The following is a 21,175-nucleotide window of genomic DNA, read 5'->3' as shown; positions in this document are numbered from 1 at the left end:
CTGTTTGTGTACCCGATTGATTTTTTTCTGCGGGCCGCCGCTCGCTTTCGTGATCGCATCGCATTGGATACGCCGCAAGGCGCCTGGACCTACGAGCGGCTGCGCCGCGAATCGCTGGCGCTGGCCACGGCGTTGCAAACGCTGGATCCCACACCGCAAAGCCGAGTCGCTATCTGCGCCGGCAATACGGCGCAGCATGTGGTGGCATTGCTTGCTGTGATCGCTTCGGGAAAAATCTGGGTACCGTTGAACTATCGCAGCACCAAGCAGGAGATCGTTCGCATTCTGGATGCGACTGCCCCCAGTATCGTGATAACCGACGGCACGGGCGACGCGTTGGTGGACGCGGGGCGGACTGAGCATATCCGTCTGGATGCGCAGGCCGGTGAACACGCGCTCGCCAGCCTGCTGCAGACCTACGAGGGCCGAGAACCGGTGCGGTGTGAGCCTGGCACCGACGCTACTCAAGCGATTAAATTCACGGGCGGTACGACGGGACTGCCCAAAGGTGTGATGCAACCCTATCGTGCCTGGACGGCGGTGATCGTCAATCAGATCCATGCATGGAAATTGACCAGCGATGATCGCTACGTCGTCGCTGCGCCGGTGACACATGGCACCTCGACGTATCTGTTGCCGGTGTTGGCACAAGGCGGCACGCATGTCTTTCTGGATGAGTCCTCGCCTGCCACGATTACGGCAGCGTTTCGCGAGCGTGGTGGAACCTTGTCGTTCATGCCGCCCACGCTGATCTACATGATCATGGCGCAACCTGGTGTGTCGCGCGCGGATTTTCCGAAGTTGCGTAATCTGATCTACGGCGGGGCACCGATGCCCGTCGAGAAATTTGAACAGGTCCGTGAGTTCTTCGGTCCAGTGATTGGCTCTACCTATGGCCAGACCGAGTCGCCGCAGATCGTGACGGTCATCACGCCGGAGGATTTTACGGATTCGGTCAATACGGGATCTGTGGGCTGCGCGACGTGGTTTTCAGAGTTTGCCATCATGAATGCCGAGGGCCGGATTCAACCAGCGGGTCAGCCGGGCGAGGTTGTCGTGCGTGGCGATCTCGTGATGACGGGGTATTGGCGATTGCCGGAAAAAACGGCAGAGACACTTGTCGATGGTTGGCTGCATACGGGCGACGTGGGAGTCGTCGACGAGCGTGGCTATTTATATATCAAAGACCGCTTGCGCGACGTGATCATCACGGGCGGCTTCAACGTGTATCCCATCGATGTCGAGAACGCGTTGGCGCAACATCCCGCGGTCTATGAATGCTCGGTGTTTGGCATTCCAGATGATAAGTGGGGCGAGGCCGTGCAGGCTGCTGTGCAGTTTCATCCCGGCCTCTCGGTTGATTCACAAGAACTGATGGCATTCGTCCGCGATCGGCTCGGCCCGGTGCACACGCCCAAACGCATTCATGTGATCGATAGCCTGCCACGTTCACCGGTCGGCAAGGTCCTCAAAAACATTGTTCGAGATTCCGTGCTCAAGGAGGCAGTATGAACCGTCCCGTTACCCATCTATGCGCCCATCACCTCGAGGGCATGTCGTACCGTGATGCCGATCTGGTCGAGGATTTGATTGGCAAGAAGACATTCTCCGAAGTGATGTTTTCACAAATCATGGGCCGCGATGCGCGGCCGGTGGACTTGCGCATTGTCGATGCCGTGTTGATCACGTTGATGGAACATGGGCTAACGCCCAGTGCGATCGCAACACGCGTGGTGTACATGAGCGCACCGGAAAATCTGCAAGGCGCCGTGGCTGCAGGCTTGATGGCGGTCGGCAGCAGTTTTGTCGGCACCATGGAAAACTGTTCTGTGCTGCTCGATCGGATTCTCAAGGCTGACGATGCCGAGGCCCTGGCGCGCGAGATCGTGCAGGCGCATCGAGATACTAAAAAACCCTTGCCGGGATTCGGCCACCACCTGCACAAGCCTGATGATCCGCGTGCTCTCAAGCTGCTGGCCTTGGCAAAGGCTGAGCCGGATTTGCAAGGGAAATGGGTTGCTGCATTGGAACTGCTCGCTCGCACCGTCGACGAGATCTACGGTCGGCATATCACCATCAACGCGACGGGGGCCGTGGCCGCATTGTTGGGTGAGCTGGGTATTCCCACCCAGCTGATGCGTGGTTTTGCGGTGATCTCGCGGGCAGCGGGTCTGGTATCGCATATCGCCGAAGAACAGCAGGACCCCGCCGGGCGTTTTATCTGGGAAACGATAGACCGTGAGATCCCGTATGTAGGAGCGGGCAAATCGGCGCATCATCAAACGGAGCGTTGAGCATGAATGTCATCGGCGCCATGCCGGACTCGCGGAGCGCAGCATGACCACAGATCTCGATTATCTGCAGGCGGTGCTGCCTGCCGCGAGCGCAAGACTGGCCGGTAAAGTCGCACTGGTATCGGGAGGCGGCTCCAGCGGGCCTGGGTGGAGTATAGGCAAGGCGTGTTGCGTCACCTTGGCTCGCCATGGGGCCACGGTGTGTGTACTGGATGCCAATCTCGATGCGGCCCGGGATGCATTATCTGCCCTACAGGCATTGGGCGCGCAAGGGTTGGCTTTGCAGGCCGATGTCGCCGACGCTGCTGCGATGGAGCAAGCCGTACAGGCAGTCATGTCTGCCTATGGCCGGATCGATATCCTGCAGGCGAACGCTGGCATAGGCAAAGTCGGCGGCCCCGAAGACATCGATATGACCGATTGGGAGCGCATCCAGAAAGTCAACGTCGACAGTCTGCTGATTGCCAGTCGTCTGGTGCTGCCCATTATGTCCGCGCAGGGCGGTGGCGCACTCATCACCGTGTCATCGGTGGCTGGCCTGCGCTACCTGGGCTATCCGCATCTCGCCTACAACGTCACCAAAGCCGCGATCATTCATTTTGCCCGCATGATCGCTCAGCAATACGCCGGCCAAGGCATACGTGCCAACACGGTCGTACCCGGTTTGATCGATACGCCGCGCGTGCGCAACACTGTGGCAAAAATGTTCTCGGCCGATGATTTCGAGCAAGCCAAAGCCGCGCGGGATCGTCAGGTGCCGATGGGACGGATGGGCACGCCCTGGGAAATCGCCAACGCCGTGGCGTTCCTGGCTTCGGATGAAGCCAGCTACATCACGGGGACGGAACTGGTGGTTGATGGCGGATTGATCGGAAAATATGTGTGATGCTGCTTGTGGTGCGAGTGGTTCCAGGACCGGTTTTTCGCTGCGAGTCATTTCGCAGTCCGAGTTAAACTCGGCCACCTCAGAATCCTAGAACGACTGCACGGAGAGACAAGCTCATGCGCAAACTTTTACGGGCCACCCTCATGGCGGTTTTGCCGCTGGCGGTTGTGGCGAATACCGCTCACGCGGCCGCTGATTGGCCGTCCAAGCCCCTGACGTTGATTGTGCCGTTCGGCCCGGGGTCGAGCCCGGACACCATGGCGCGGGTGATTGCCGAGCAGGTCAGCGAGACCCTGGGCCAGCCGATTGTGGTGCAAAACAAGCCGGGCGCCAGCGGTAACCTGGGCACGGCTGCCATCGCCAAGGCGAAACCGGATGGCTATACCTTCGGTGTTTCCATCACGGGGCCGCTGGTCAACAATACCGTGCTGTACAGCGACCTGCCGTATGACCCGAAAAAGGACATTGATCCGCTGACGCTGGGCGTGCATCAACACAATATCCTGGTGGTGCCTGCCAACTCGCCCATCAAGTCGTTCGATGACTTGTTGAAGGCCATGAAGTCCCAGGCAAAACCCTATAACTTCCCGTCGACCGGGGCAGGCACCGTCTCGCATCTGTCGGTTGAGCTGCTGCTCGAGCGTACGGGCGGCAAGGCCGTGCATGTGCCTTATGCGTCGTCGCCGGCGGCGGTGACCTCATTGCTATCGGGCGATACCGATTTTGCGGCATTGCCGCCCATTGCAGTGATGGCCATGATCAAAGATGGCCGTCTGCGGGCATTGGCTGCCGTTTCCAAAAAGCGTTTGAGTTTCTTGCCTGATACGCCGACGATCGAGGAACTCGGTGTCCCGGGCATCGAAGGGTCTGGCTGGATAGGTTTCGTGGCGCCTGCGGGCGTTCCCGCCGATATCGAGAAAAAGCTGGAGGATGCCTTGATGGGCGCCATCAAGACGCCCTCGGTGCAACAGCGCCTGGCCTCCCAGTACATGGAGCCCGCAGCGGATGGTCCTGACGCGTTCCGTCAATACATGGATGACGAGTTCAAGCGCTGGGAACCCTTGATCAAGCGCCTGAACCTGACCGTCAACTGATTGCGCGCATAAACGTTTCCATCTTGGTGGCCGTTTCGGCGATTTCACTATCGGGATCCGAGCCGGCCACGGTGCCCGCACCCGCGTACAGACGCAGGTTGCGGTCGCCGGTTTGCAGGGCGCAGCGCAGGGTCAGCGCCCACTCTCCGTCGCCGTTGGCGCGCTGCCAGCCCACCAGCCCTGCAAAATAGCCTCGTTCGAAGGGCTCCAGGTCACGGATATGGCCAAAAGCCACATCGGTAGGATGCCCGCAGATTGCCGGTGTGGGATGCAGTGCGCACGACAGGTCCAGCGCCGTGACTTCGGGGTCGCGCAATGTACCGGTGATGTAGGTCGACAGGTGCCACAAGGCGTCGGTGCCGATGACAGAAGGGCCGTCGGGTACGTCCAGTTCATCGCAATACGTGCGCAGAATGCGGACGATATCGTTCACGACATAGCTGTGCTCGCGCAGATCTTTTTCTGAGATTGCCAAGCGTTCCTTGCGGGCGCGATCTGTGTCCGGGTCGGAGTGGCGGCCGATAGAGCCAGCCAGCGGATTCACATGAATGCGATTGCCTTCGCGCCGGACCAGCAATTCAGGACTGGCGCCGACCATGGTGCCGCTGGGTGTGCCCGTCGGCGTGTTGTCCTGATGTGAGTCCCGGTCGCTCAATCCCCATGCGGGGATGGCAAAGGTATAGCCATGTGCGTTGCGCGCCAGCAGATCGGGTAAGAGGCGCTCATAGTCCACCGGCCGATCCAGCGTGACGTCCATCGCGCGCGACAACACGATTTTCTTGACATCGCCTTGGGCAAACAGCTTCAGGGCCTTGCGGACCATATCGCCATAGGCCTCGGGTGCGGGCACGGGTTGACGGTCGACAACCTTGGGGCGGTTAGAGACAGTCGCCGCAGTGCCAGTCTGTTGGGCGGCCGCATAGGCGTGATGAGGGGCCTCGCGCTCAGGCACTGCCGCTTGTTGATATTGCGCGGGAATCGTCAGGCTGGCGGGATTGGCGGCGTTAAACGGCACCAATCCAAACATGATCGGATCGTTGATGTGCTGCTGTTCGGCCTGTGCAAACAGTGCCTTGACGGCCGCGGACGTGGCGGGCTGATAGGCGGTCAGCGTATCGGATCCTTGGCGCGCTCTGAATTGGGTCGTCGGGGATGCGAAAAAAATATCGCCGATGCTAAAGCTGTCGAGCAGCCATTTTGAGGCTGGTTCCTTGTGCATTACTGTGTCTCACTTCCAAAAAATGCCTGCGTGCTGCAATCGCGGCTCGGCGCCCGAGGATGGGGGGCTTTGATGCGGCCCAGTGGCAAAAAACCCAGGCCGTGACGGTATCAGAAAAATGACGGTAGGGAGAGCCCCCACGCCGCTCAATCATTCCTGACAGTCTTATATAAGACCTGGCATAATACGGCACTGGCGTCCCCTCTCTTGTGTGATTTACCCAGAAGACAACTGCCGTATCCGGCGCCGTTCTTCTTTTCGACTTTATGTCTGCCCCGTCTCCCTCTAGCCGCTCTGCGCTATTTCATCAGCCCTCCGGTTTCCTGTCGTTTCTACTCGCTCGCGTATTGGCCATGGTTGCTACGCAAGTACAGGCAGTGGTGGTGGCTTGGCAGGTTTACGATTTAACGCGCGAACCTATGGCGTTGGCCTATGTGGGGTTGGCCCAGTTCCTGCCCATGCTGTTCTTGTTGCTGCCAGCAGGAGACCTCATTGATCGATTGCCGCGCAAACACATTCTGGGAGTGAGCTGGGGGGTAGGCGCAGTGTGCAGCGCCTTGCTGTGGTGGCTGTCGGATCATGGACACGAGGACGTCTCGAATATTTATGCAGTGCTGGTGTTGTTCGGCGCTTCGCGCGCGTTCTCCGGGCCGGCCATGCAAAGCTTGCTGCCCCAATTAGTCACGCGCGAACAATTGCCCCAGGCGATCGCCACGAACACCATGGTGATGCGCAGTGCAGCGATCGGTGCTCCCATGCTGGGTGGTTTGTTGTACGGCGCGGGCGGTAGCCACGCGACGTATCCCATCTGCATGGTGGCGTTTGCTGCGGGGGCATTGCTACTGCAAAAAGTGCGTGTTTTGTATTCGACGGCCGACCAGGGTAGGGCCGCTACGTCGCAGGCGGGCAGCACCAATATCTGGCAGCGTTTTGGTATCGGCATCCGCTTTATTTTCCGCCGTCCCATGATTCTGGGGACGATTTCCCTGGATCTGTTTGCCGTTCTGCTGGGTGGGGTGGTGGCGCTGTTGCCTATTTATGCTCACGAAGTTCTGCAGGTGGGGCCGCAGGGGCTGGGCCTGTTACGCAGTTCTGCTGCAGTCGGCGAGGTGGCTGCGGGTATTTGCCTCAGCATGTTCCCCTTTAACGCCAAGGTAGGCCAACGCATGTTGATCGCGGTGGCAGTGTTCGGCATTGCCAATCTGGTGTTCGCGTTATCGCACTGGATGTGGCTGTCGTGCCTGGCGTTGGCTGTCGCGGGCGCGGCCGATATGGTGAGTGTGTATGTGCGGGGTGCGCTACTTCAGTTTGCGACGCCCGATGCAATGCGGGGCCGGGTCAACGCAGTCAATATGCTGTTTATCGGTTCGTCCAATGAGTTGGGCGAGTTTCGCGCCGGCGCCAGCGCGGCCTGGATAGGCGCTGTGCCGGCGGCGATAGCGGGCGGTCTTTGTACCTTGGGCGTAGTGGGGCTGTGGAGTTATCTATTCCCGCCGTTGCGCACCGTCAATCGATTTGAGGATGCGCAAAACCGGGATTGATCCCGGCCCGGTGGATTGTCAGCGGCTGCGCTGCCGCAGATGCTGCGGCCCTAGCTCCGACGGGCTCAGCACACCCAGCAGGGCCATGTTGCGCGCCATTTCCGTAGCGAGAATGCCGATGGCATGTGTGACGCCTGCCTGCCCGGCCACGGCGCCCGCGTAATTGAATGGCCGGCCGACAAACACGAATTTTGCGCCCAGGGCCAGTGCCATGAGGACATCGCTGCCTCGACGAAAGCCGCCATCTATCATGACGGGATAATCGGGACCTAATGCACGCACTACATCGGGCAGCGCACGTAACGGAGCGATCGCACCATCGAGCTGCCTGCCGCCATGGTTCGAGACAATGATGCCGTCGGCGCCATATTGCCGTGCCATTTGTGCGTCTTCCGGGGAAAGAATGCCTTTGATGACCAGGCGGCCTTTCCAACGGTCACGTATCTGTTGGACGTGGGTCCAGTTCAGATGATCGCGGGCGCCAAATTCGCGCATGACGTTCGACGCGATGATGGGGGCGCCGCGTGTGGCGTGGGAGTTTTCGAAATGCGGCACGCCATGGCGCAGAATGGTCTTGAATGCGGTCCCCAACAGCCAACGCGGATGGGTGATGCCATCCCAGGCCAGACGCAGGCTCGGGCGCAACGGTGTAGAAAAGCGTGCGCGGATGTTGTTCTCGCGATTGCCCGAAACCGGCACGTCGGCGGTGACGACGAGCGTTTTGAATCCCGCGGCCGCGACACGGTCCACCAAGGCGTCGATACGCTCGGGCTCGCCGGGGACGTAGGCTTGAAACCACGCTTTTGGATTGGCGGCGGCGATGTCTTCGAGGCGGATGAGTGAGGATCCGCTCATGATGGCGGGAATCTGCGCTGCCGCGGCGGCCTGGGTCTGGATCAGGTCGCCCCGGTAGGCCGACAACGCGCTCACGCCCATGGGTGCGATGCCGATGGGCGCGGCCCAGCGTTCGCCGAATAGCGTCGTAGCCAGCGAGCGGCGCGAGGTGCTGATGAATACCCGGGTGACCCAATCGTAGTCCGCGAAGGCATCTTCGCTGCCGCGCAGCGCACGATCGGTCTCGCAGCCGCCGCTGACGTACGCAAAAATAGGCGAGGGCAGATGGCGCCGGGCAGCGTCCTCGAAATCCGCCAGAGACAGCACGCGTTGCAAGCGTTTAGGCACCTGCCATCCGCCTGTGGCGGATTTGCTGGGCGAGGTGTGGCTGGCGATGGGATAGTCCTGTAGGCGGAGTTCGTCTTGCATGAAAATTCCGGAATGAGCGAGTAAGGTCGTATGCTAGAGCGAAATAATCAAGTAATGGGCGATAATTCGTCGTTCCATAAGTAAGAAATTCTTGACAATGGCGCACCTGCCTCGGAAAAGGCTGCCGCCGCGCATTATGGGTAGCCTGGGGCTCGGATAACTATGAAACTGCAATACTTGGCCACGCTGTCCGCCGTCGTTGCGCACGGTAATCTCACCGCCGCTGCAGAACAGGTCAACCTGACGCGCAGCGCCGTCAGTCTGCAGATGAAGCAGTTGGAGGCCTATTTCGGGCAGTTGCTGTTCGACAGGTCCGGGCGTCATGTGCAGCCTACGGCGTTTGCTCGCGAGGTGGTGCGTACAGTGGACCGGGCCATGGCCGAGATCGAGGCGTTGCGCAGTCATGCAGCCCGTGCGCCGGGTGGCCTGGTTCGGCTGGGCATTACAGATTCTGCCCAAACCACGCTTTTGCCATTGGCGTTCGCTGATCTGTTGCGCAACGCGCCGCAGGTGGAGCTGCAAATCGAACGCGGTTCGACGCCGATTTTGCTGGACGAACTAAAAGCCGGCAGGATCGATGTGGCAGTGCTGATCCGGCCGCCTACCGGCGGATCGAGCCGGCTGTTGTGGACGGAATTGCTGAATGACGAACTGGTGCTCGTGGTGCCCAAGGGGTTGAGGGCTGCACCGCCTGCTCAGATTTTGCGTGAGCAACCCTGGCTCCGATTTGACCGCCGTATGGTCGCGGGCCGCATGGCCGGGCAGTTCGTGGAAAAGCTCGTGCCGCAGCGCCAGCCTTTAATCGATCTGCCGTCGATAGACGCGATAGTTGCCATGGTTGGCGCCGGTGTCGGCGTGTCGGTGCTGCCGCGATTACGCGTCGAGCATCTGCATGCGCACGCCGTGCGTGAAGTGAGCCTGGGGCCGAATGCGCCGGTGCGCAAGCTCGCGATGGTGCGTCGCAAAGCCGAGTCGGATCATCGGCTGCTGGATATTGTGGAGTCGTCTTTTGTGGCGGCGGCGCGGCAGTTAAAGGCGTAATAATTTTCCATCCGGCGTTGCCGTCATGGCGCGAGTATTTCACGGCCAAGATGCCGTCGAGAGCAAATCGAATGCATGATAGATAGATGTCAATCGGCCCTTTTTTGAGGGATCAATGTAATTTGTATATACGTGTTGATACGTAATGCTGTTGTGTATATACTCGTTAATACGTCACAGGAGGTTGGACATCATGGCAAAGGTCGCAAAACTTACGATTCAGCAGTGGGGGAACAGTTTGGCCGTTCGAATTCCCGCGGCGGTCGCGCGTTCGGCGCATTTCGAGGCGGGCCTTGAGGTCGAGGTGGCAACGGATGAGGTCGGTGTTACGGTGAAGCCAGTCGGGCCGCGCAAACTCACCTTGGCGGAAAAGCTTGAGAAGTTCGACCCAGCTAAACACGGTGGCGAAGCGATGGCGATTGGCCCTGTCGGTGCAGAGGTGCTTTGATGGTAAAGGTCACCTGGGTGCCAGATCGTGGCGACATTATCTGGATCGACTGCAATCCTCAGGTGGGTCGAGAGATGAAGAACATGCATCCCATGCTGGTGCTTTCGCCTATGGCATTTAATGAGAGGACAAGCATCGTGATTGGTTTGCCTATGACCACGGCCGAGTACAACGATAGCAACCCTTTTGCGATCAAGTTCAAAGGTCCAAAGGGTGTCACGAGTTATGTTTTGGCGCATCAACCCAAATCATTCGATTGGCGTGCGAGGGGCGCCAAGCCTCATCCATGGAAGCACGCGCCCAAGGATGTATTCCTGGCCGCGTGCGAACAATTAAACCAGATCATTTCGATTGGTGATTAAGGGATGCGTACGGACAGAGGGCGATCGTCTATTGCGATAGGCGCAACGACCTAATTCCGCCATTGTTGATAAGCCAAACGCGTCACGGTGGAGACCGAATCCAGTACCTTCTGATGATTCACCTGATGCCGCAGCATCAGCCGTGCATCTGCGACATTGCGCGATTTGCAGAACCAATGGCAGCTGTGTTGAAACAGATACAGCTCTGCCGAGAGGTGATACGCGCGGGTTTTGGGATCCCAGTCATCGTTGTTGTCCACGACATGACGTAAACCCGCCGCATGAATATGCAGCAGTTCGCGAAAATCTCGTGTCATGCTGGGCAGAAAGCGCTCGATATATGGGACACAGAACGACAGCATGCATACGGGAGTGTCCTGGGGGCTTTCCTGTTGCATGGCTTTGGCCAGTGACAGTACCTGCGCGGCCACGGAACGCTCGGTGGGGGCAAAGGTCTCCAGCACCTGAAGCTGGCGGGCCTCGGTGTCTGCTTTGATGGCGCGAACATACCCTTGCGTGAGCGTTTCCATGTGGCGCTCGAGCTGCAGGTTCGCTAAATGCCGTCCGAGCAAAATGATGTGCGTACGCTGATAACGCACGCGCAACACCTGCCATACTACGATCACTAACAACAACGATAATGCAATGTCCATTGCCTGTGGTCCTTCAATGTCCTACCGATACGCCGGCGGACAAGACAAAGGGCCTAAACCGAAGTCTGGCCCTCTTTCAAATTGGGTGAGAGACGAGATCTGCATTAGAACATTAAGTCGTTGTTTCCTGAATGGATACCCTGGGTGAAAAAGGCGTATGCTTTCGGCGACCTATGCGCCGCAGAGCTCTACGCCATGCCGGAAAAACCCATCAAAACCTCGCAGCGGGTGTTCGAAATACTTGAGGCCTTCGAGACCGAGCAGCGTCCTATGGCGCTAAAGGATTTCACGCAGGGTTTCGGCTATCCGCCCTCCAGCGCCTCGGCGCTGCTCAAAAGCCTCGTGACGCTGGGCTACCTGGACTACGACCGTTTCTCGCGCACCTATATGCCGACCATGCGTATGGCGTCGCTGGGTAACTGGGTGCAACGCGCGCTGTTTGGCCAGAATGAAGAGGTGCTGCGCCTGATGCAGCGATTGTCCGAGGCCTACGGGGAAACTGTCACGCTGTCCGCACAAAGTGATTTGTATGTTCAGTATGTCTACCTGATCCCATCGCGTCTGCCGATCTGGTATGCGGTGCCCATCGGCACGATCAGGCCGATCACGCGTTCGGGCAGTGGCTGGGCCATGCTGGGTGCGCGTACCGATGAAGAGATCGTCGAGCTCGTGCGGCGAGTCAATTTTCACGAGCCGGATCGAGCCAGCAAGACGTCATTGGCCGAGCTGATGCTGCACGTCGAAAAGGGGCGCCGTGACGGCTACGTATTCAACAAGCACACGCTGGAGCAGGGGGCAGGGGGGATTTGCATGGTGTTGCCCGAGCGCCGCTTTGGCCGGCTGTTCGCGTTGGCAGTTTCCGGTCCTGTGCAACGGTTGGAAGAAAAGGAAGCAGAGGTCGTTGCGGCGATGCATGCTGGCATCACTCAATTGGAAGCCGCGAAGCCTACGCAGGCGGGGTGAGTCAGCTTCGATCGCTTGAGAAACGGACGCTTATTGGGGCACAGGGGCACGACGTCAGGATTTTCACATATATGTAAATGCAGTCGGAATGCGGCTTTCCGGCCTGTTTTCCGGGGCTCGATGATAGAGTACTTGCAAGCTTTTCAAAGCGTATCGCAGTGTGCTTTTGTCCCCAGTCAGCAGGAGGGTCATCATGCGTATCGAGCGTCTGCATCCAGACTTCGGCGCCGAAATTCACGGTGTGGGTTTGATCGAGGCAATATCCGACGCGGCGGTTTTTGCCCAAGTGTCTGCCGCGTTCGAAGAGTATTCCGTATTGGTCTGGCGAGACCAGCCTATCACCGATGATGTGCAGGCTGCATTCTCGCGCGGGTTCGGCCCCTTGGAATTGGTCAAGGTCGGATCGGCCGGGCATGGCACGTTCTATTCGCGGATGAACAATATCGGTCAGGACGGAAAGATCGTGCCGCCTAGCGACAAGGCGCTGATCATCGCGCGTGCCAACCAACTCTGGCATACCGACAGCTCATTCAAGCAGGTGCCGGCCGTGGCATCCGTACTGTCGGCGCGCGTCATTCCCGAGCAGGGCGGTGAAACCGAGTTCACCTCGACTCGCGCTGCCTGGGAACGGTTGAGTCCGGCCGAGCAGGCCGCGCTGCGCGATGCCGTGGTGATCCATAGCTACGCCACATCGCGCAACAAAATCGATCGGGCCATGATGACGCCCGAAGAGCATGCCGCCTTGCCGGCTGTGCGTCGCCGTATGACTTGGCGTAATCCGGTCAATGGCCGCCGTTCACTGTACCTGGCATCGCATGCGGGCGCCGTCGAGGGGATGGGTGACCAGGACGGCGCCGATATGCTGGCCCATCTGATCGAGCGTGCCACAGAGCCTGCCTATACCTACGTGCATAGCTGGCGGCCGGGTGATGTCGTCATGTGGGATAACCGCGCCACCATGCATCGTGGCAGGCCCTGGGGGCCCGATCAATTGCGATCCATCGTGCGTACGACTATTTCGGCGACTGAACCATCCGGTCTGGATGACGTGCTGCCTGAGCGGTGGGAACAACGCGCAGCGGCCTGATGCCGCACGCCGCGGAGCCGGAAAGGCCCGCATAAAAAATACAAAGAGGAGACACTATGAAAATCAGGTCCTTGATGGCTACCTGTCTATTTGGGATGGTGGCCGCGACCCCGTTGGCGGCCATGGCCGACGACGCGGCAGACTATCCCAATCGCGCTGTGCGCATCATCGTGCCATATCCCGCTGGCGGTTCCACCGATATCCTGACCCGCTTGCTGGCGCAGGGCCTGACTCAGCGTTGGGGCCAGCCCGTGGTGGTAGAAAACCGCGGCGGTGCATCGGGCATCATTGGCAACGAGGCCGCGGCCCGTTCCGAGCCCGATGGCTACACGCTGTTGATGAATGGCAGCGGTCCGCATGTCGTGAACATCAGCCTGTTCGACAAGCTGCCATATCATCCCGTCAAGGACTTTGTGCCTATTGTGCTCGGCATGACGATTCCTTTGTTGATGGTGGCGCCGGCCGATGCCCCCTACAGCGACGTCAAGTCCTTTATCGCCTGGGCCAAGAAAAACCCGGACAAGGCCAACTACTGTTCGATTGGTCCGGGCTCGCCATCGCATTTGGCTGGTGAGTTGTTCAAGTCCATGTCGGGCCTGACTCATCTCACGCACATCCCATACAAAGGCAGCGGTCCCGCGATTATCGACACCATCGGAGGCACCTGCAACATGATGTTCGATGCCGCGTTGTCGTCAGGGCCGCAAGTCAAGAATGGCAAGATGAAACTGCTGGCGATCGGTACCGCGCAACGAGATCCATCTTGGCCGGATACACCCACCGTGGCCGAAAGCGGTCTGCCTGGCTTCAGCGCATACACCTGGAGCGGCCTGATCGCGCCCGCCGGCGTTCCGCCAGCGATTGTCAAAAAAATCCAGGACGATGCCAACGTCGTGCTGCGCAGCCCCGAGGTCAAGGACGCGCTGCAGAAACAAGGTGCCCAGGCCGGTGGCGGGACATCTGAAGAACTAGGGAAATTCGTCGACAGCGAAATCGCCAAGTGGGCCAAGGTGATCAAGGACAGCAACATCACCGTGAACTGAGTCCGGTCCATGCAACCCTGGAGGTTCGCTCTGCTCGATGGAGAGCGAACCGCTAGCAGGCCTCTTGAGATCGAGGGCCGTTCAAAGACCGATCTGTCATTGCAAATGAGTTGGGAATGAAACTAGCGATCGTTGGGTGTGGTGTGGTCGGCTCATCATGGGCATTGGTGTTTGCCCGCGCCGGGCATGAGGTCACGATTTATGATCGTTCGCCTGAGGCGGCTGAGGCAGCAGTGGCTTTCGTGGCGGCTGCGGATGCGTCGTACGCGGCGCGATGCCGGATAGCAGTCGATTTGGCGGATGCATTGGCCGGCGCCGACTATGTCCAGGAAAGTGCGCCAGAGAGACTGCCGATCAAGCAAGCGCTCTACCGGGAAATGGATGCGTTGTTGGGCGCGAACACGATTGTTGGCAGTTCGACATCGGGCTTTCCTGCCTCGAGTTTTACGACAGGGTTGGCCAATGCAGAACGATATTTGGTGGCACACCCGATCAATCCGCCTCACCTGATCCCGTTGGTAGAGCTCGTTCCTGCGCCTGCCACCGCATCAGCGACGGTGACTTTCGTCCATGATTTGATGTGCAAACTTGGCCAGAGCCCGATTCAACTGACGCGGGAAATCAACGGCTTTGTGGTCAACCGTTTGCAAAGCGCGGTGCTCGGTGAGGCCTTTCGTCTGGTGGAGGACGGTATCTGCACACCTGGCGAGGTAGATGCCGCAATGGCCGACGGACTAGGCTTGCGCTGGTGTTTCATGGGGCCGTTTGCGACCATCGATTTGAATGCGGCAAATGGCGTCGCGCAGTATTGTGAAAATCTCGGTCCGATGTACTACGGATTGGCCAAAGAGCAGGCCGACCCGCGCGAGTGGGGCCCTGCACTGATTGCCGGCATCGAAGCCCGCATGCGTGAGACCGTGCCTGCGCAAGCTTTACCGGAACGCCGCCGTTGGCGTGATCGTTTTCTGAGCCGCATCGTTGAGGCAAAGCGTGCCATTGGCAAGGAACTTGGGCGCGGTTGAGCGATAAATACATCTGCGAATGCAGGTGGAGCGATCACTGCCGTGATTCAATAATATGAATCGAGACAACGGTAGTGAGACGAAATGAGTCATGAACGAGTAGCGGCAGGCGTTCCGGCTGGCGACGTCACTATTCCGAGCAAGGTTTTGGACCTTGCCGGAACGGATTCGGTCGAGGTTGTATGGCGTAATGAATTAGGCGGCCTGACGTTTCGTTGTCACGGCGAACAGGGAGCACGCTACATCAAGTGGCAGCCTTCGGTTGGCTTGAGTCCGGCCGAGCGGGCGGATGTAAACCTCGTCATGGAGTCAGAGAAGCTACGCTGGGCGGGCCAATTCGTTGCGGTTCCCCGTGTTGTTGATTGTGGCGAGGTTGATGGCGCCGCCTGGCTGGTCACTGAGGCCATTGACGCGATACCAGCCGTCGACCCGCGGTGGCGCGATAAAGCGGAAGTCGCGGTGCGCGCCATTGCGACAGGCTTACGGCGATTCCATGATGCGTTGCCAGTGCACAGTTGCCCATATCGCAGCACATGGTTTGGGTCAACCGAGCGGGTGCCGGAGCCTGAGCGTTTGGTGGTTTGCCATGGCGATCCGTGTGTGCCGAATGCACTGCTGAATAGCGAAGGCGGATTTTCCGCTCACGTTGACCTTTCCAGGCTGGGCGTTGCAGATCGTTGGGCTGACTTGGCTATTGCTACCTATAGCATCAGTTGGGAGGTTAATTTTGGACGCAGCTACGACGAGCTTTTCTTCTCGACCTATGGCATTGAACCAGATATGACGCGGATTCAGTTTTACCGGGAGCTCTGGGACAGAGGCTGAGCGATGTGGTCAAACGAACCGCATCGGCTGCCGTGCGATGGCAGCATGCGTTGCGCATGCTGTGGAGGTGTTACAGCGCCAGTGCAGCGAATATTCAGCAGCAAAGAAAAAGCCCAAACCGAAGTTTGGGCTTTTTGAGAATCTGGAGCGGGAGACGAGTCATGCACTAGAGCGCTAAGTCTCTGTTTCCCAATCACTTTCTCCACTGTGGTGATCAGCGAAGAACTCAATTATAGCCTTGTTTTTCGCCCTCGGCAACAAAGTTCATCCAACCACTTCCACCAGCGTCCAAGGATGATCCATCCACCCGTCGTTACGCCTGATGCGTCCAGCTGCTGAGCGGGTTCGCTATCGAACTCCAACTTGCGACGATCATGACTTGCGCTCGCTCCGCAGGCAGCGCGGGGTGGTGTCGCGTGGACTGCCTGGCACCTGGACGGCTGTAGGACACAACCGCCGGCATCGGAACACCGCAAGTACTCATCTTTACATCGCTGCGGCTAACTTCGCCGGAGCGCAACGCGGCGCCAGTGTAGTGGCAGCCAGCCTCAACGAAGGCGTGCAGCAATCCGGTTCATCTGCTCGATCTCCGCGCGCTGGCCATCGGAAATCGCTTGGCATAGGTTGACGAGTTCCGGATCTGAGAGCTGCGCCTCGCGGCACATGAGGATCGCTCCCGAATGGTGCGGGACCATAGACGCGATGAACTGTCGATCGCCGATTCCGGTTTGAGCACGGGTAGCGGCAAAAGAACCGAGTGTGAGAACGGCAAACAAGCCGTACAGCACGAGATTGAGCCGCCGGTTTGGAAACATGCCGGGCATTGTCGCTAGCATGAAGATGCCCATTGGCGCCCACATAGTGACCGCCATGTAGAGCATGTTGAGATTGTTTCTGAAGTCCCTGGCGCCGTCGATCATGCTGAACATTACGAAGTACATGACGACGAGGCCCAACACCATGTTCACCCAGAACTTGGCGTATGGTCGGCCGTGCTTACCCATCTGACCGGATGTGTGATGTTGATGTTCATGGGAATGTTCAGCCATCTCCGTCTCCTATGTGCTGGGGCAACCTGGCAGGGTCACTGGTACTGCGGCAGATACTTTGTCGATATATCAGCATGTGGAGCGATGCATCACTAACCGCTGATTTCCAGTCACCAACTGGACGTAGGGGCGTCGAACGCTTCAACTCGCTGGTCTTGAACCGTCTGGATATCAGACTATACCAAATCGGTCTTGATGGGCTTTGCGCCACCTATGACGCTGGTACCGTGAGCGCCAATATCGAGCTTGCGTCCTCATCGCTCGATGGGCCGGCAACTGATCGATTCTTGCATATCAAGCAAGACAAGGCCACCTGCGGCGGACGCCAATGGCCTCCTCCGCCTTCGCTTAGGGCATCGCCTCAAGCGTCCGTCGCAGGCCATAACGACACAACAGCCCTTGGGCAAGAAAGGAGCCGGTGATGTAGCGCACCCGAAAGGAGACGAAGACATGCACAAGGACATTTCAACATCAAAGGTGTTCTATCGTCCCATCGAGGCGGCCATCCGATGGGCTGGGTTGCTGCGGTATCTCCCGATGATCCTGGCCACGATCGCGTCACCGCGTGTCCTGCCTCGGTCGCTGAACTGCCCTCGATGGAATGAGTGCCGGCTGCACTCGGAACGTATCTATGACGGCATCCTCAACGGAGAGCTGCCCTACGGCAAGAACGGGATCACGCTCAATGATCCGAAGCTGCTCAATTCTCTGGATCTGACTGTTCGCCATGTCGATCTAAAACGCTGGATGCGCACCCACTATCCCGAGCACCGGCCAGGATTTCTGTTCAGCCGTGGCGAACGCATGGCGCATCCTTTCATCACCATGGAAACAGGACAGGCGATCCTCGTGGAGCGGCTGGCCCTTCAGGCCGCGCTTGAACAAGCCCGACGTGAGATGCGAGAACTGCAGGAGCAGCACGACACGCTACTCAAGCAATCCTCGGTGCTGTTGGCATCCAAGCAATGCGAGATCAGCGAACGGGCGGAAACGACCTATCTCAACATCATTGGAGGGATGTTGACGCTGATGCTGAGCCAGTCGCCTTCAGGCGTGCCCTATTCCAGCTTCAAAACGCAGGAGGCCCTTGTCTCTGCATTGGTCGCCCACTACGGCGGCACCATGGGCATCACTGAGCGCACCTTAAACGGAAAGTTCGCCAACGCTAAGAGGTACGTTCGTAGCGCAAGCGCATGAGGTTATCCAGCTTGTATGTGCAATCGCGGAGATTGCATTTGCAATGTCTTTCCGCAGCCAGGTCTATTGAATAGAGGTCACGCCAACAAACGCCACCGAGCGTTCAGGAGTGACCGCCATGTCGCAGACCCCTGTACTCCCGCCGAACGAGCGCCGCATCCTGCGGCTCGATGAAGTCGAAGCGAAGTCCGGCTTCAAACGCGCCCACATCTACAACCTGATGAAGAAGCGCCAGTTCCCTCAGGCGCTGCGCCTGGGCGTGCGCGCTGTCGGCTGGGATTCGATCGAAATCGACCAGTGGATCGCCGAGCGCCTCAACCACCGGACCTGACCCGCTCTCCCGCGGACTTCCCATTCCCAGCCGGAGAGCGCCATGCAGGTCGTGTCCATCATTTCAACGAAGGGCGGCGTCGGCAAGACCACGACGGCCGCCAACCTGGGCGGGCTCGCCGCGGACGCGGGCCTGCGCGTGCTGCTGCTCGATCTCGACGTGCAGCCCACCTTGTCCTCCTACTACGAACTGACCCAGCGCGCGCCGGGCGGCATCTATGAGCTGTTGGCCTTCAACGAGCGCGACCTTGGCCAGCTCGTGTCCCGCACGATCATCGCGGGCCTGGACCTGGTGCTGTCCAACGACCACCGGGGCGAGCTGAACACGTTGTTGCTGCATGCGCCGGATGGCCGCCTGCGGTTGCGGCATCTGCTGCCAGCACTTGCTCCCCTCTACGACCTGGTGCTGATCGACACCCAGGGCGCGCGTTCCGTGCTGCTGGAGATGGCGGTGCTCGCCTCCGATCTCGCGCTGTCGCCCGTCACGCCGGAGATCCTCGCGGCACGCGAGCTGCGGCGCGGCACCATGCAGTTGCTCGAAGACATTGCGCCGTACCGGCACCTGGGTATCGAACCGCCGCCGCTGCACTTGCTCATCAACCGCGTCCACCCGGTGTCCGCCAACGCACGGCTGATCCAGCAGGCCCTGCGCGACCTGTTCCAGGACAGCGCCGGCATCCGCGTGCTCGCCACCGACGTGCCGGCCATAGAAGCGTATCCACGCGCCGCAACGCGCGGCCTGCCAGTGCATCGGGTCGAGCACCGCCAGCCGCCCGGCAGAGTCGCCCCTGCCGCGCTCGACACGATGCGCGCGCTCGCCAGCGAGTTGTTCCCGCAATGGCAGGACCGACTGGCTCAAGTATCCGGCCGCCCGCAGCGACCTCTTGATCCTGGGAGGCCCCATGGCGAACGCACATGAGCTGGCCCGCGGCCACAAGCGGCTGCGCGCCCTGATCGAGTTCGCGGTCGGCGAGGGCTGGCACGTCAAGCGCACGCCGGGCGGGCACCTCAAGTTCACCAAGGCCGGCTGCGCGGCGATCTACACGAGTTCGACAGCGAGTGACCACCGGGCCGAATTGAACGCCCGTGCGCAGATCCGCCGCGCCGAGCGAGAGGCCCGCATGGCGCCGGCCGGCGGTCGTGGGGACTGCGAGGCGTGCGGCCATGGCTGACATGACCTCGCAGGACATGGCAGGCAAGCTGCTCGCGGCCGGCTTCGAGCGCAGCGGCCCAGCGGCTACGGCCTTGAGCGACCCGATCGCGGACACGCCCATGGTCGTGACGCTTGACCAGTTGCGGCCCTACGACCATGACCCGCGCATGAAGCGCAACCCGGCTTACGAGGAAATCAAGGCGTCCATCCGCGAGCGCGGCCTGGACGCGGCGCCGGCTATCACGCGCCGGCCCGGCGGGGACCACTACATCATCCGCAACGGCGGCAACACGCGGCTGGCGATCCTGCGCGAACTCTGGTCGGAGACCAAGGAAGAACGCTTCTTCCGCATATCGTGTCTGTTCCGACCATGGCCGGAGCGCGGTGAAATCGTCGCGCTGACCGGGCATCTTGCCGAGAACGAACTGCGCGGTGGCCTCACGTTCATCGAGCGCGCGCTCGGCGTCGAGAAAGCACGGGAGTTCTACGAGCAGGAGAGCGGCGCCGCCCTGAGCCAGTCGGAACTGGCCCGCCGCCTGGCGGCCGATGGCTTCCCCGTCCAGCGGTCGCACATCACCCGCATGGCCGACGCGGTGCGCTACCTGCTGCCCGCCATTCCCACCGTGCTTTATGGCGGCCTTGGGCGCCACCAGGTCGAGCGGCTGTCGGTCATGCGCACGGCCTGCAAACGCACCTGGGAGCACTACGCCAAGGACCGCTCGCTGCCGCTGGACTTCGACAGCTTTTTTCAGGAGGTGCTGGCGCAGTTCGACACGCAGGGCGACGAGTTCGCGCCGCAGCGCGTGCAAGACGAGCTGATCGGCCAGATGTCCGAGCTGCTGGGCATCTGCTACGACGTGCTGGCGCTGGACCTGACCGAATCGGAAAGCCGCCACCGGGCGCTGGTCAGTGACCCGACGCCACCTGCGGCGCAGCCGGCGTTGCCTTCGCCCACCGCCGGCACGCCGACTCCGCCGGGCGCAGCATCGTCCATCGCCACGCCTGCAGCGGCGGCCGGTCCTCCACCCGCCAGCCCTCCGGCGTCCGAGCCCACCTTGCGCCACGACGACACGGCGGCTAGCGAAGCGGCCACGGGAAGCCCGGCGGCTGCACCGAGCGATCTGCTTCGTGAGCACATCGTCTCGCCGGCACCGACGACCGAACGGCTGCAGTCGATCCAGCGCATGGTCGCCGACCAGTTGGGCGATGCGCTGCCGCCCGACTTCTCGGCGAGCGTGTTGCAGTCCATCCCGGTGCAAGCCGGCGGACTCTATCCGATCTCCGATGTCTGGTACATCGACGCGGGCCTGGACACGCCCGATCGGCTGCGCATCCACATCGCGCAGTTCGCGCGCGAGATCGCCGGGGAGGCAGGCCTGGACGAGTACATCGAGGATCGCGCCGATGGCATCGGGTTTGCGTGCCGCGCCCGCGGCCAAGCCCCGTCGCCGCTCGGCCGCGCGGTGCTGACGCTCCTCACTTCCCTGACGGGTCAGCCCGTCGCCGAAGCGGGCCTGGACGGCGCGCAGCTCGCCGCCGACCTGCCGACCCTGTTGCACGGCCAGAGCCAAGGCCATGGCAGCGGCGCAAGGCGCTTGAGCGACACGGCGTTGGTCAAGCTCTTTCGGCTGCTCCGCTTGGCCCGGCGTCTGCTGGACCTGGAAGCCGGCACCACGGCGCCCGGGACGTGAGCGAGGGAGGTCGC

General features: G+C 60.3%; 22 protein-coding genes. 18 read left to right on the top strand and 4 right to left on the bottom strand.

Annotation, left to right across the window (positions count from 1 at the left end; genetic code table 11):
• The first annotated feature begins 6 nt into the window (after positions 1–6).
• The 4 genes from ACNA0J_RS09610 to ACNA0J_RS09595 all read left to right on the top strand — a co-directional run bounded on the left by ACNA0J_RS09610 (position 7) and on the right by ACNA0J_RS09595 (position 4,274).
• Complete coding sequence (locus tag ACNA0J_RS09610) at positions 7–1,512, top strand: class I adenylate-forming enzyme family protein (protein WP_415818687.1); 1,506 nt, start codon at positions 7–9, stop codon at positions 1,510–1,512.
• Entirely contained in the window at positions 1,509–2,294 is a 786-nt protein-coding gene (locus tag ACNA0J_RS09605) for a citryl-CoA lyase (protein ID WP_415818685.1), read from the top strand. The genes ACNA0J_RS09610 and ACNA0J_RS09605 overlap by 4 nt, the downstream gene beginning before the upstream one ends.
• A 43-nt stretch (positions 2,295–2,337) precedes the next feature.
• Positions 2,338–3,180 carry an SDR family NAD(P)-dependent oxidoreductase gene (locus ACNA0J_RS09600; RefSeq protein WP_415818683.1) on the top strand — a complete coding sequence of 281 codons (843 nt, stop codon included), beginning with the start codon at positions 2,338–2,340 and terminating at the stop codon, positions 3,178–3,180.
• 116 nt (positions 3,181–3,296) lie between these two features.
• Positions 3,297–4,274: a Bug family tripartite tricarboxylate transporter substrate binding protein gene (locus ACNA0J_RS09595; RefSeq protein ID WP_415818681.1), complete on the top strand. Its 978-nt coding sequence runs from the start codon at positions 3,297–3,299 to the stop codon at positions 4,272–4,274.
• On the opposite strand, the gene ACNA0J_RS09590 is transcribed toward ACNA0J_RS09595, so the two are convergent.
• Positions 4,267–5,493, bottom strand: a complete 1,227-nt coding sequence (locus ACNA0J_RS09590; RefSeq protein ID WP_415818679.1) for an isochorismate synthase — start codon at positions 5,491–5,493, stop codon at positions 4,267–4,269. The genes ACNA0J_RS09595 and ACNA0J_RS09590 overlap by 8 nt on opposite strands.
• A gap of 266 nt (positions 5,494–5,759) precedes the next feature.
• Between ACNA0J_RS09590 and ACNA0J_RS09585 the strand changes: the two genes are divergently transcribed.
• Positions 5,760–7,034: an MFS transporter gene (locus ACNA0J_RS09585; RefSeq protein ID WP_415818677.1), complete on the top strand. Its 1,275-nt coding sequence runs from the start codon at positions 5,760–5,762 to the stop codon at positions 7,032–7,034.
• Between the two features lie 18 nt (positions 7,035–7,052).
• On the opposite strand, the gene ACNA0J_RS09580 is transcribed toward ACNA0J_RS09585, so the two are convergent.
• Positions 7,053–8,297 carry an alpha-hydroxy acid oxidase gene (locus tag ACNA0J_RS09580; protein WP_415818675.1) on the bottom strand — a complete coding sequence of 415 codons (1,245 nt, stop codon included), beginning with the start codon at positions 8,295–8,297 and terminating at the stop codon, positions 7,053–7,055.
• Between the two features lie 162 nt (positions 8,298–8,459).
• Here ACNA0J_RS09580 and ACNA0J_RS09575 point away from each other — a divergent pair, with 162 nt between their 5' ends.
• The 3 genes from ACNA0J_RS09575 to ACNA0J_RS09565 all read left to right on the top strand — a co-directional run bounded on the left by ACNA0J_RS09575 (position 8,460) and on the right by ACNA0J_RS09565 (position 10,148).
• Positions 8,460–9,338, top strand: coding sequence for a LysR family transcriptional regulator (locus ACNA0J_RS09575; RefSeq protein ID WP_415818673.1), 879 nt, complete (start codon positions 8,460–8,462; stop codon positions 9,336–9,338).
• A gap of 193 nt (positions 9,339–9,531) precedes the next feature.
• The gene (locus ACNA0J_RS09570) at positions 9,532–9,786 is read left to right on the top strand and encodes an AbrB/MazE/SpoVT family DNA-binding domain-containing protein (RefSeq protein WP_415818671.1); all 255 of its coding nucleotides are present in this window, start codon (positions 9,532–9,534) and stop codon (positions 9,784–9,786) included.
• Positions 9,786–10,148, top strand: coding sequence for a type II toxin-antitoxin system PemK/MazF family toxin (locus ACNA0J_RS09565; protein ID WP_415818669.1), 363 nt, complete (start codon positions 9,786–9,788; stop codon positions 10,146–10,148). Before ACNA0J_RS09570 ends, ACNA0J_RS09565 begins: the two co-directional genes overlap by 1 nt.
• Before the next feature lie 50 nt (positions 10,149–10,198).
• On the opposite strand, the gene ACNA0J_RS09560 is transcribed toward ACNA0J_RS09565, so the two are convergent.
• Complete coding sequence (locus ACNA0J_RS09560; protein ID WP_415818667.1) at positions 10,199–10,801, bottom strand: hypothetical protein; 603 nt, start codon at positions 10,799–10,801, stop codon at positions 10,199–10,201.
• 144 nt (positions 10,802–10,945) lie between these two features.
• On the opposite strand from ACNA0J_RS09560, the gene ACNA0J_RS09555 reads away from it, so the two are divergent.
• The 5 genes from ACNA0J_RS09555 to ACNA0J_RS09535 all read left to right on the top strand — a co-directional run bounded on the left by ACNA0J_RS09555 (position 10,946) and on the right by ACNA0J_RS09535 (position 15,741).
• Positions 10,946–11,764 carry an IclR family transcriptional regulator gene (locus ACNA0J_RS09555; protein ID WP_415818665.1) on the top strand — a complete coding sequence of 273 codons (819 nt, stop codon included), beginning with the start codon at positions 10,946–10,948 and terminating at the stop codon, positions 11,762–11,764.
• 193 nt (positions 11,765–11,957) lie between these two features.
• Positions 11,958–12,851 (top strand): TauD/TfdA dioxygenase family protein, encoded by an 894-nt coding sequence (locus ACNA0J_RS09550; protein WP_415818663.1) that lies wholly within the window; start codon positions 11,958–11,960, stop codon positions 12,849–12,851.
• A gap of 56 nt (positions 12,852–12,907) precedes the next feature.
• The gene (locus ACNA0J_RS09545; protein WP_415818661.1) at positions 12,908–13,894 is read left to right on the top strand and encodes a Bug family tripartite tricarboxylate transporter substrate binding protein; all 987 of its coding nucleotides are present in this window, start codon (positions 12,908–12,910) and stop codon (positions 13,892–13,894) included.
• Between the two features lie 116 nt (positions 13,895–14,010).
• Positions 14,011–14,916 (top strand): 3-hydroxyacyl-CoA dehydrogenase, encoded by a 906-nt coding sequence (locus tag ACNA0J_RS09540; protein ID WP_415818659.1) that lies wholly within the window; start codon positions 14,011–14,013, stop codon positions 14,914–14,916.
• Positions 14,917–15,000: 84 nt separating this feature from the next.
• Complete coding sequence (locus tag ACNA0J_RS09535; protein WP_415818657.1) at positions 15,001–15,741, top strand: phosphotransferase; 741 nt, start codon at positions 15,001–15,003, stop codon at positions 15,739–15,741.
• 548 nt (positions 15,742–16,289) lie between these two features.
• On the opposite strand, the gene ACNA0J_RS09530 is transcribed toward ACNA0J_RS09535, so the two are convergent.
• Positions 16,290–16,790 carry a DUF305 domain-containing protein gene (locus ACNA0J_RS09530; RefSeq protein ID WP_003098996.1) on the bottom strand — a complete coding sequence of 167 codons (501 nt, stop codon included), beginning with the start codon at positions 16,788–16,790 and terminating at the stop codon, positions 16,290–16,292.
• A 450-nt stretch (positions 16,791–17,240) separates the two neighbouring features.
• On the opposite strand from ACNA0J_RS09530, the gene ACNA0J_RS09525 reads away from it, so the two are divergent.
• The 5 genes from ACNA0J_RS09525 to ACNA0J_RS09505 all read left to right on the top strand — a co-directional run bounded on the left by ACNA0J_RS09525 (position 17,241) and on the right by ACNA0J_RS09505 (position 21,161).
• Positions 17,241–17,987, top strand: coding sequence for a hypothetical protein (locus ACNA0J_RS09525; RefSeq protein ID WP_003120040.1), 747 nt, complete (start codon positions 17,241–17,243; stop codon positions 17,985–17,987).
• Between the two features lie 118 nt (positions 17,988–18,105).
• Positions 18,106–18,318, top strand: coding sequence for an AlpA family transcriptional regulator (locus ACNA0J_RS09520; RefSeq protein WP_003090093.1), 213 nt, complete (start codon positions 18,106–18,108; stop codon positions 18,316–18,318).
• A 42-nt stretch (positions 18,319–18,360) separates the two neighbouring features.
• Complete coding sequence (locus ACNA0J_RS09515; protein ID WP_003090095.1) at positions 18,361–19,236, top strand: ParA family protein; 876 nt, start codon at positions 18,361–18,363, stop codon at positions 19,234–19,236.
• Positions 19,220–19,489, top strand: a complete 270-nt coding sequence (locus tag ACNA0J_RS09510; RefSeq protein ID WP_415818654.1) for a hypothetical protein — start codon at positions 19,220–19,222, stop codon at positions 19,487–19,489. The genes ACNA0J_RS09515 and ACNA0J_RS09510 overlap by 17 nt, the downstream gene beginning before the upstream one ends.
• The gene (locus tag ACNA0J_RS09505; protein ID WP_415818652.1) at positions 19,482–21,161 is read left to right on the top strand and encodes a ParB family protein; all 1,680 of its coding nucleotides are present in this window, start codon (positions 19,482–19,484) and stop codon (positions 21,159–21,161) included. The genes ACNA0J_RS09510 and ACNA0J_RS09505 overlap by 8 nt, the downstream gene beginning before the upstream one ends.
• Positions 21,162–21,175 lie beyond the last annotated feature (14 nt).

This window comes from Bordetella tumbae (genome assembly GCF_965139195.1).
Classification (GTDB): Bacteria; Pseudomonadota; Gammaproteobacteria; order Burkholderiales; family Burkholderiaceae_B; genus Bordetella_A; species Bordetella_A tumbae.
Note: the sequence above shows the minus strand (reverse complement) of the source record. Positions and strands in the feature narration are given on the sequence as shown.

Excerpts from the sequence above, each read along its gene's own strand:
- ACNA0J_RS09580 (WP_415818675.1), bottom strand. The coding sequence starts at position 8,297 with ATGCAAGACGAACTCCGCCTACAGGACTATCCCATCGCCAGCCACACC.
- ACNA0J_RS09535 (WP_415818657.1), top strand. The coding sequence starts at position 15,001 with ATGAGTCATGAACGAGTAGCGGCAGGCGTTCCGGCTGGCGACGTCACT.
- ACNA0J_RS09505 (WP_415818652.1), top strand. The coding sequence starts at position 19,482 with ATGGCTGACATGACCTCGCAGGACATGGCAGGCAAGCTGCTCGCGGCC.
- ACNA0J_RS09565 (WP_415818669.1), top strand. The coding sequence starts at position 9,786 with ATGGTAAAGGTCACCTGGGTGCCAGATCGTGGCGACATTATCTGGATC.
- ACNA0J_RS09515 (WP_003090095.1), top strand. The coding sequence starts at position 18,361 with ATGCAGGTCGTGTCCATCATTTCAACGAAGGGCGGCGTCGGCAAGACC.
- ACNA0J_RS09540 (WP_415818659.1), top strand. The coding sequence starts at position 14,011 with ATGAAACTAGCGATCGTTGGGTGTGGTGTGGTCGGCTCATCATGGGCA.
- ACNA0J_RS09585 (WP_415818677.1), top strand. The coding sequence starts at position 5,760 with ATGTCTGCCCCGTCTCCCTCTAGCCGCTCTGCGCTATTTCATCAGCCC.
- ACNA0J_RS09545 (WP_415818661.1), top strand. The coding sequence starts at position 12,908 with ATGAAAATCAGGTCCTTGATGGCTACCTGTCTATTTGGGATGGTGGCC.
- ACNA0J_RS09595 (WP_415818681.1), top strand. The coding sequence starts at position 3,297 with ATGCGCAAACTTTTACGGGCCACCCTCATGGCGGTTTTGCCGCTGGCG.
- ACNA0J_RS09605 (WP_415818685.1), top strand. The coding sequence starts at position 1,509 with ATGAACCGTCCCGTTACCCATCTATGCGCCCATCACCTCGAGGGCATG.
- ACNA0J_RS09570 (WP_415818671.1), top strand. The coding sequence starts at position 9,532 with ATGGCAAAGGTCGCAAAACTTACGATTCAGCAGTGGGGGAACAGTTTG.
- ACNA0J_RS09600 (WP_415818683.1), top strand. The coding sequence starts at position 2,338 with ATGACCACAGATCTCGATTATCTGCAGGCGGTGCTGCCTGCCGCGAGC.
- ACNA0J_RS09550 (WP_415818663.1), top strand. The coding sequence starts at position 11,958 with ATGCGTATCGAGCGTCTGCATCCAGACTTCGGCGCCGAAATTCACGGT.
- ACNA0J_RS09590 (WP_415818679.1), bottom strand. The coding sequence starts at position 5,493 with ATGCACAAGGAACCAGCCTCAAAATGGCTGCTCGACAGCTTTAGCATC.
- ACNA0J_RS09520 (WP_003090093.1), top strand. The coding sequence starts at position 18,106 with ATGTCGCAGACCCCTGTACTCCCGCCGAACGAGCGCCGCATCCTGCGG.
- ACNA0J_RS09525 (WP_003120040.1), top strand. The coding sequence starts at position 17,241 with ATGCACAAGGACATTTCAACATCAAAGGTGTTCTATCGTCCCATCGAG.
- ACNA0J_RS09530 (WP_003098996.1), bottom strand. The coding sequence starts at position 16,790 with ATGGCTGAACATTCCCATGAACATCAACATCACACATCCGGTCAGATG.
- ACNA0J_RS09510 (WP_415818654.1), top strand. The coding sequence starts at position 19,220 with ATGGCGAACGCACATGAGCTGGCCCGCGGCCACAAGCGGCTGCGCGCC.
- ACNA0J_RS09575 (WP_415818673.1), top strand. The coding sequence starts at position 8,460 with ATGAAACTGCAATACTTGGCCACGCTGTCCGCCGTCGTTGCGCACGGT.
- ACNA0J_RS09560 (WP_415818667.1), bottom strand. The coding sequence starts at position 10,801 with ATGGACATTGCATTATCGTTGTTGTTAGTGATCGTAGTATGGCAGGTG.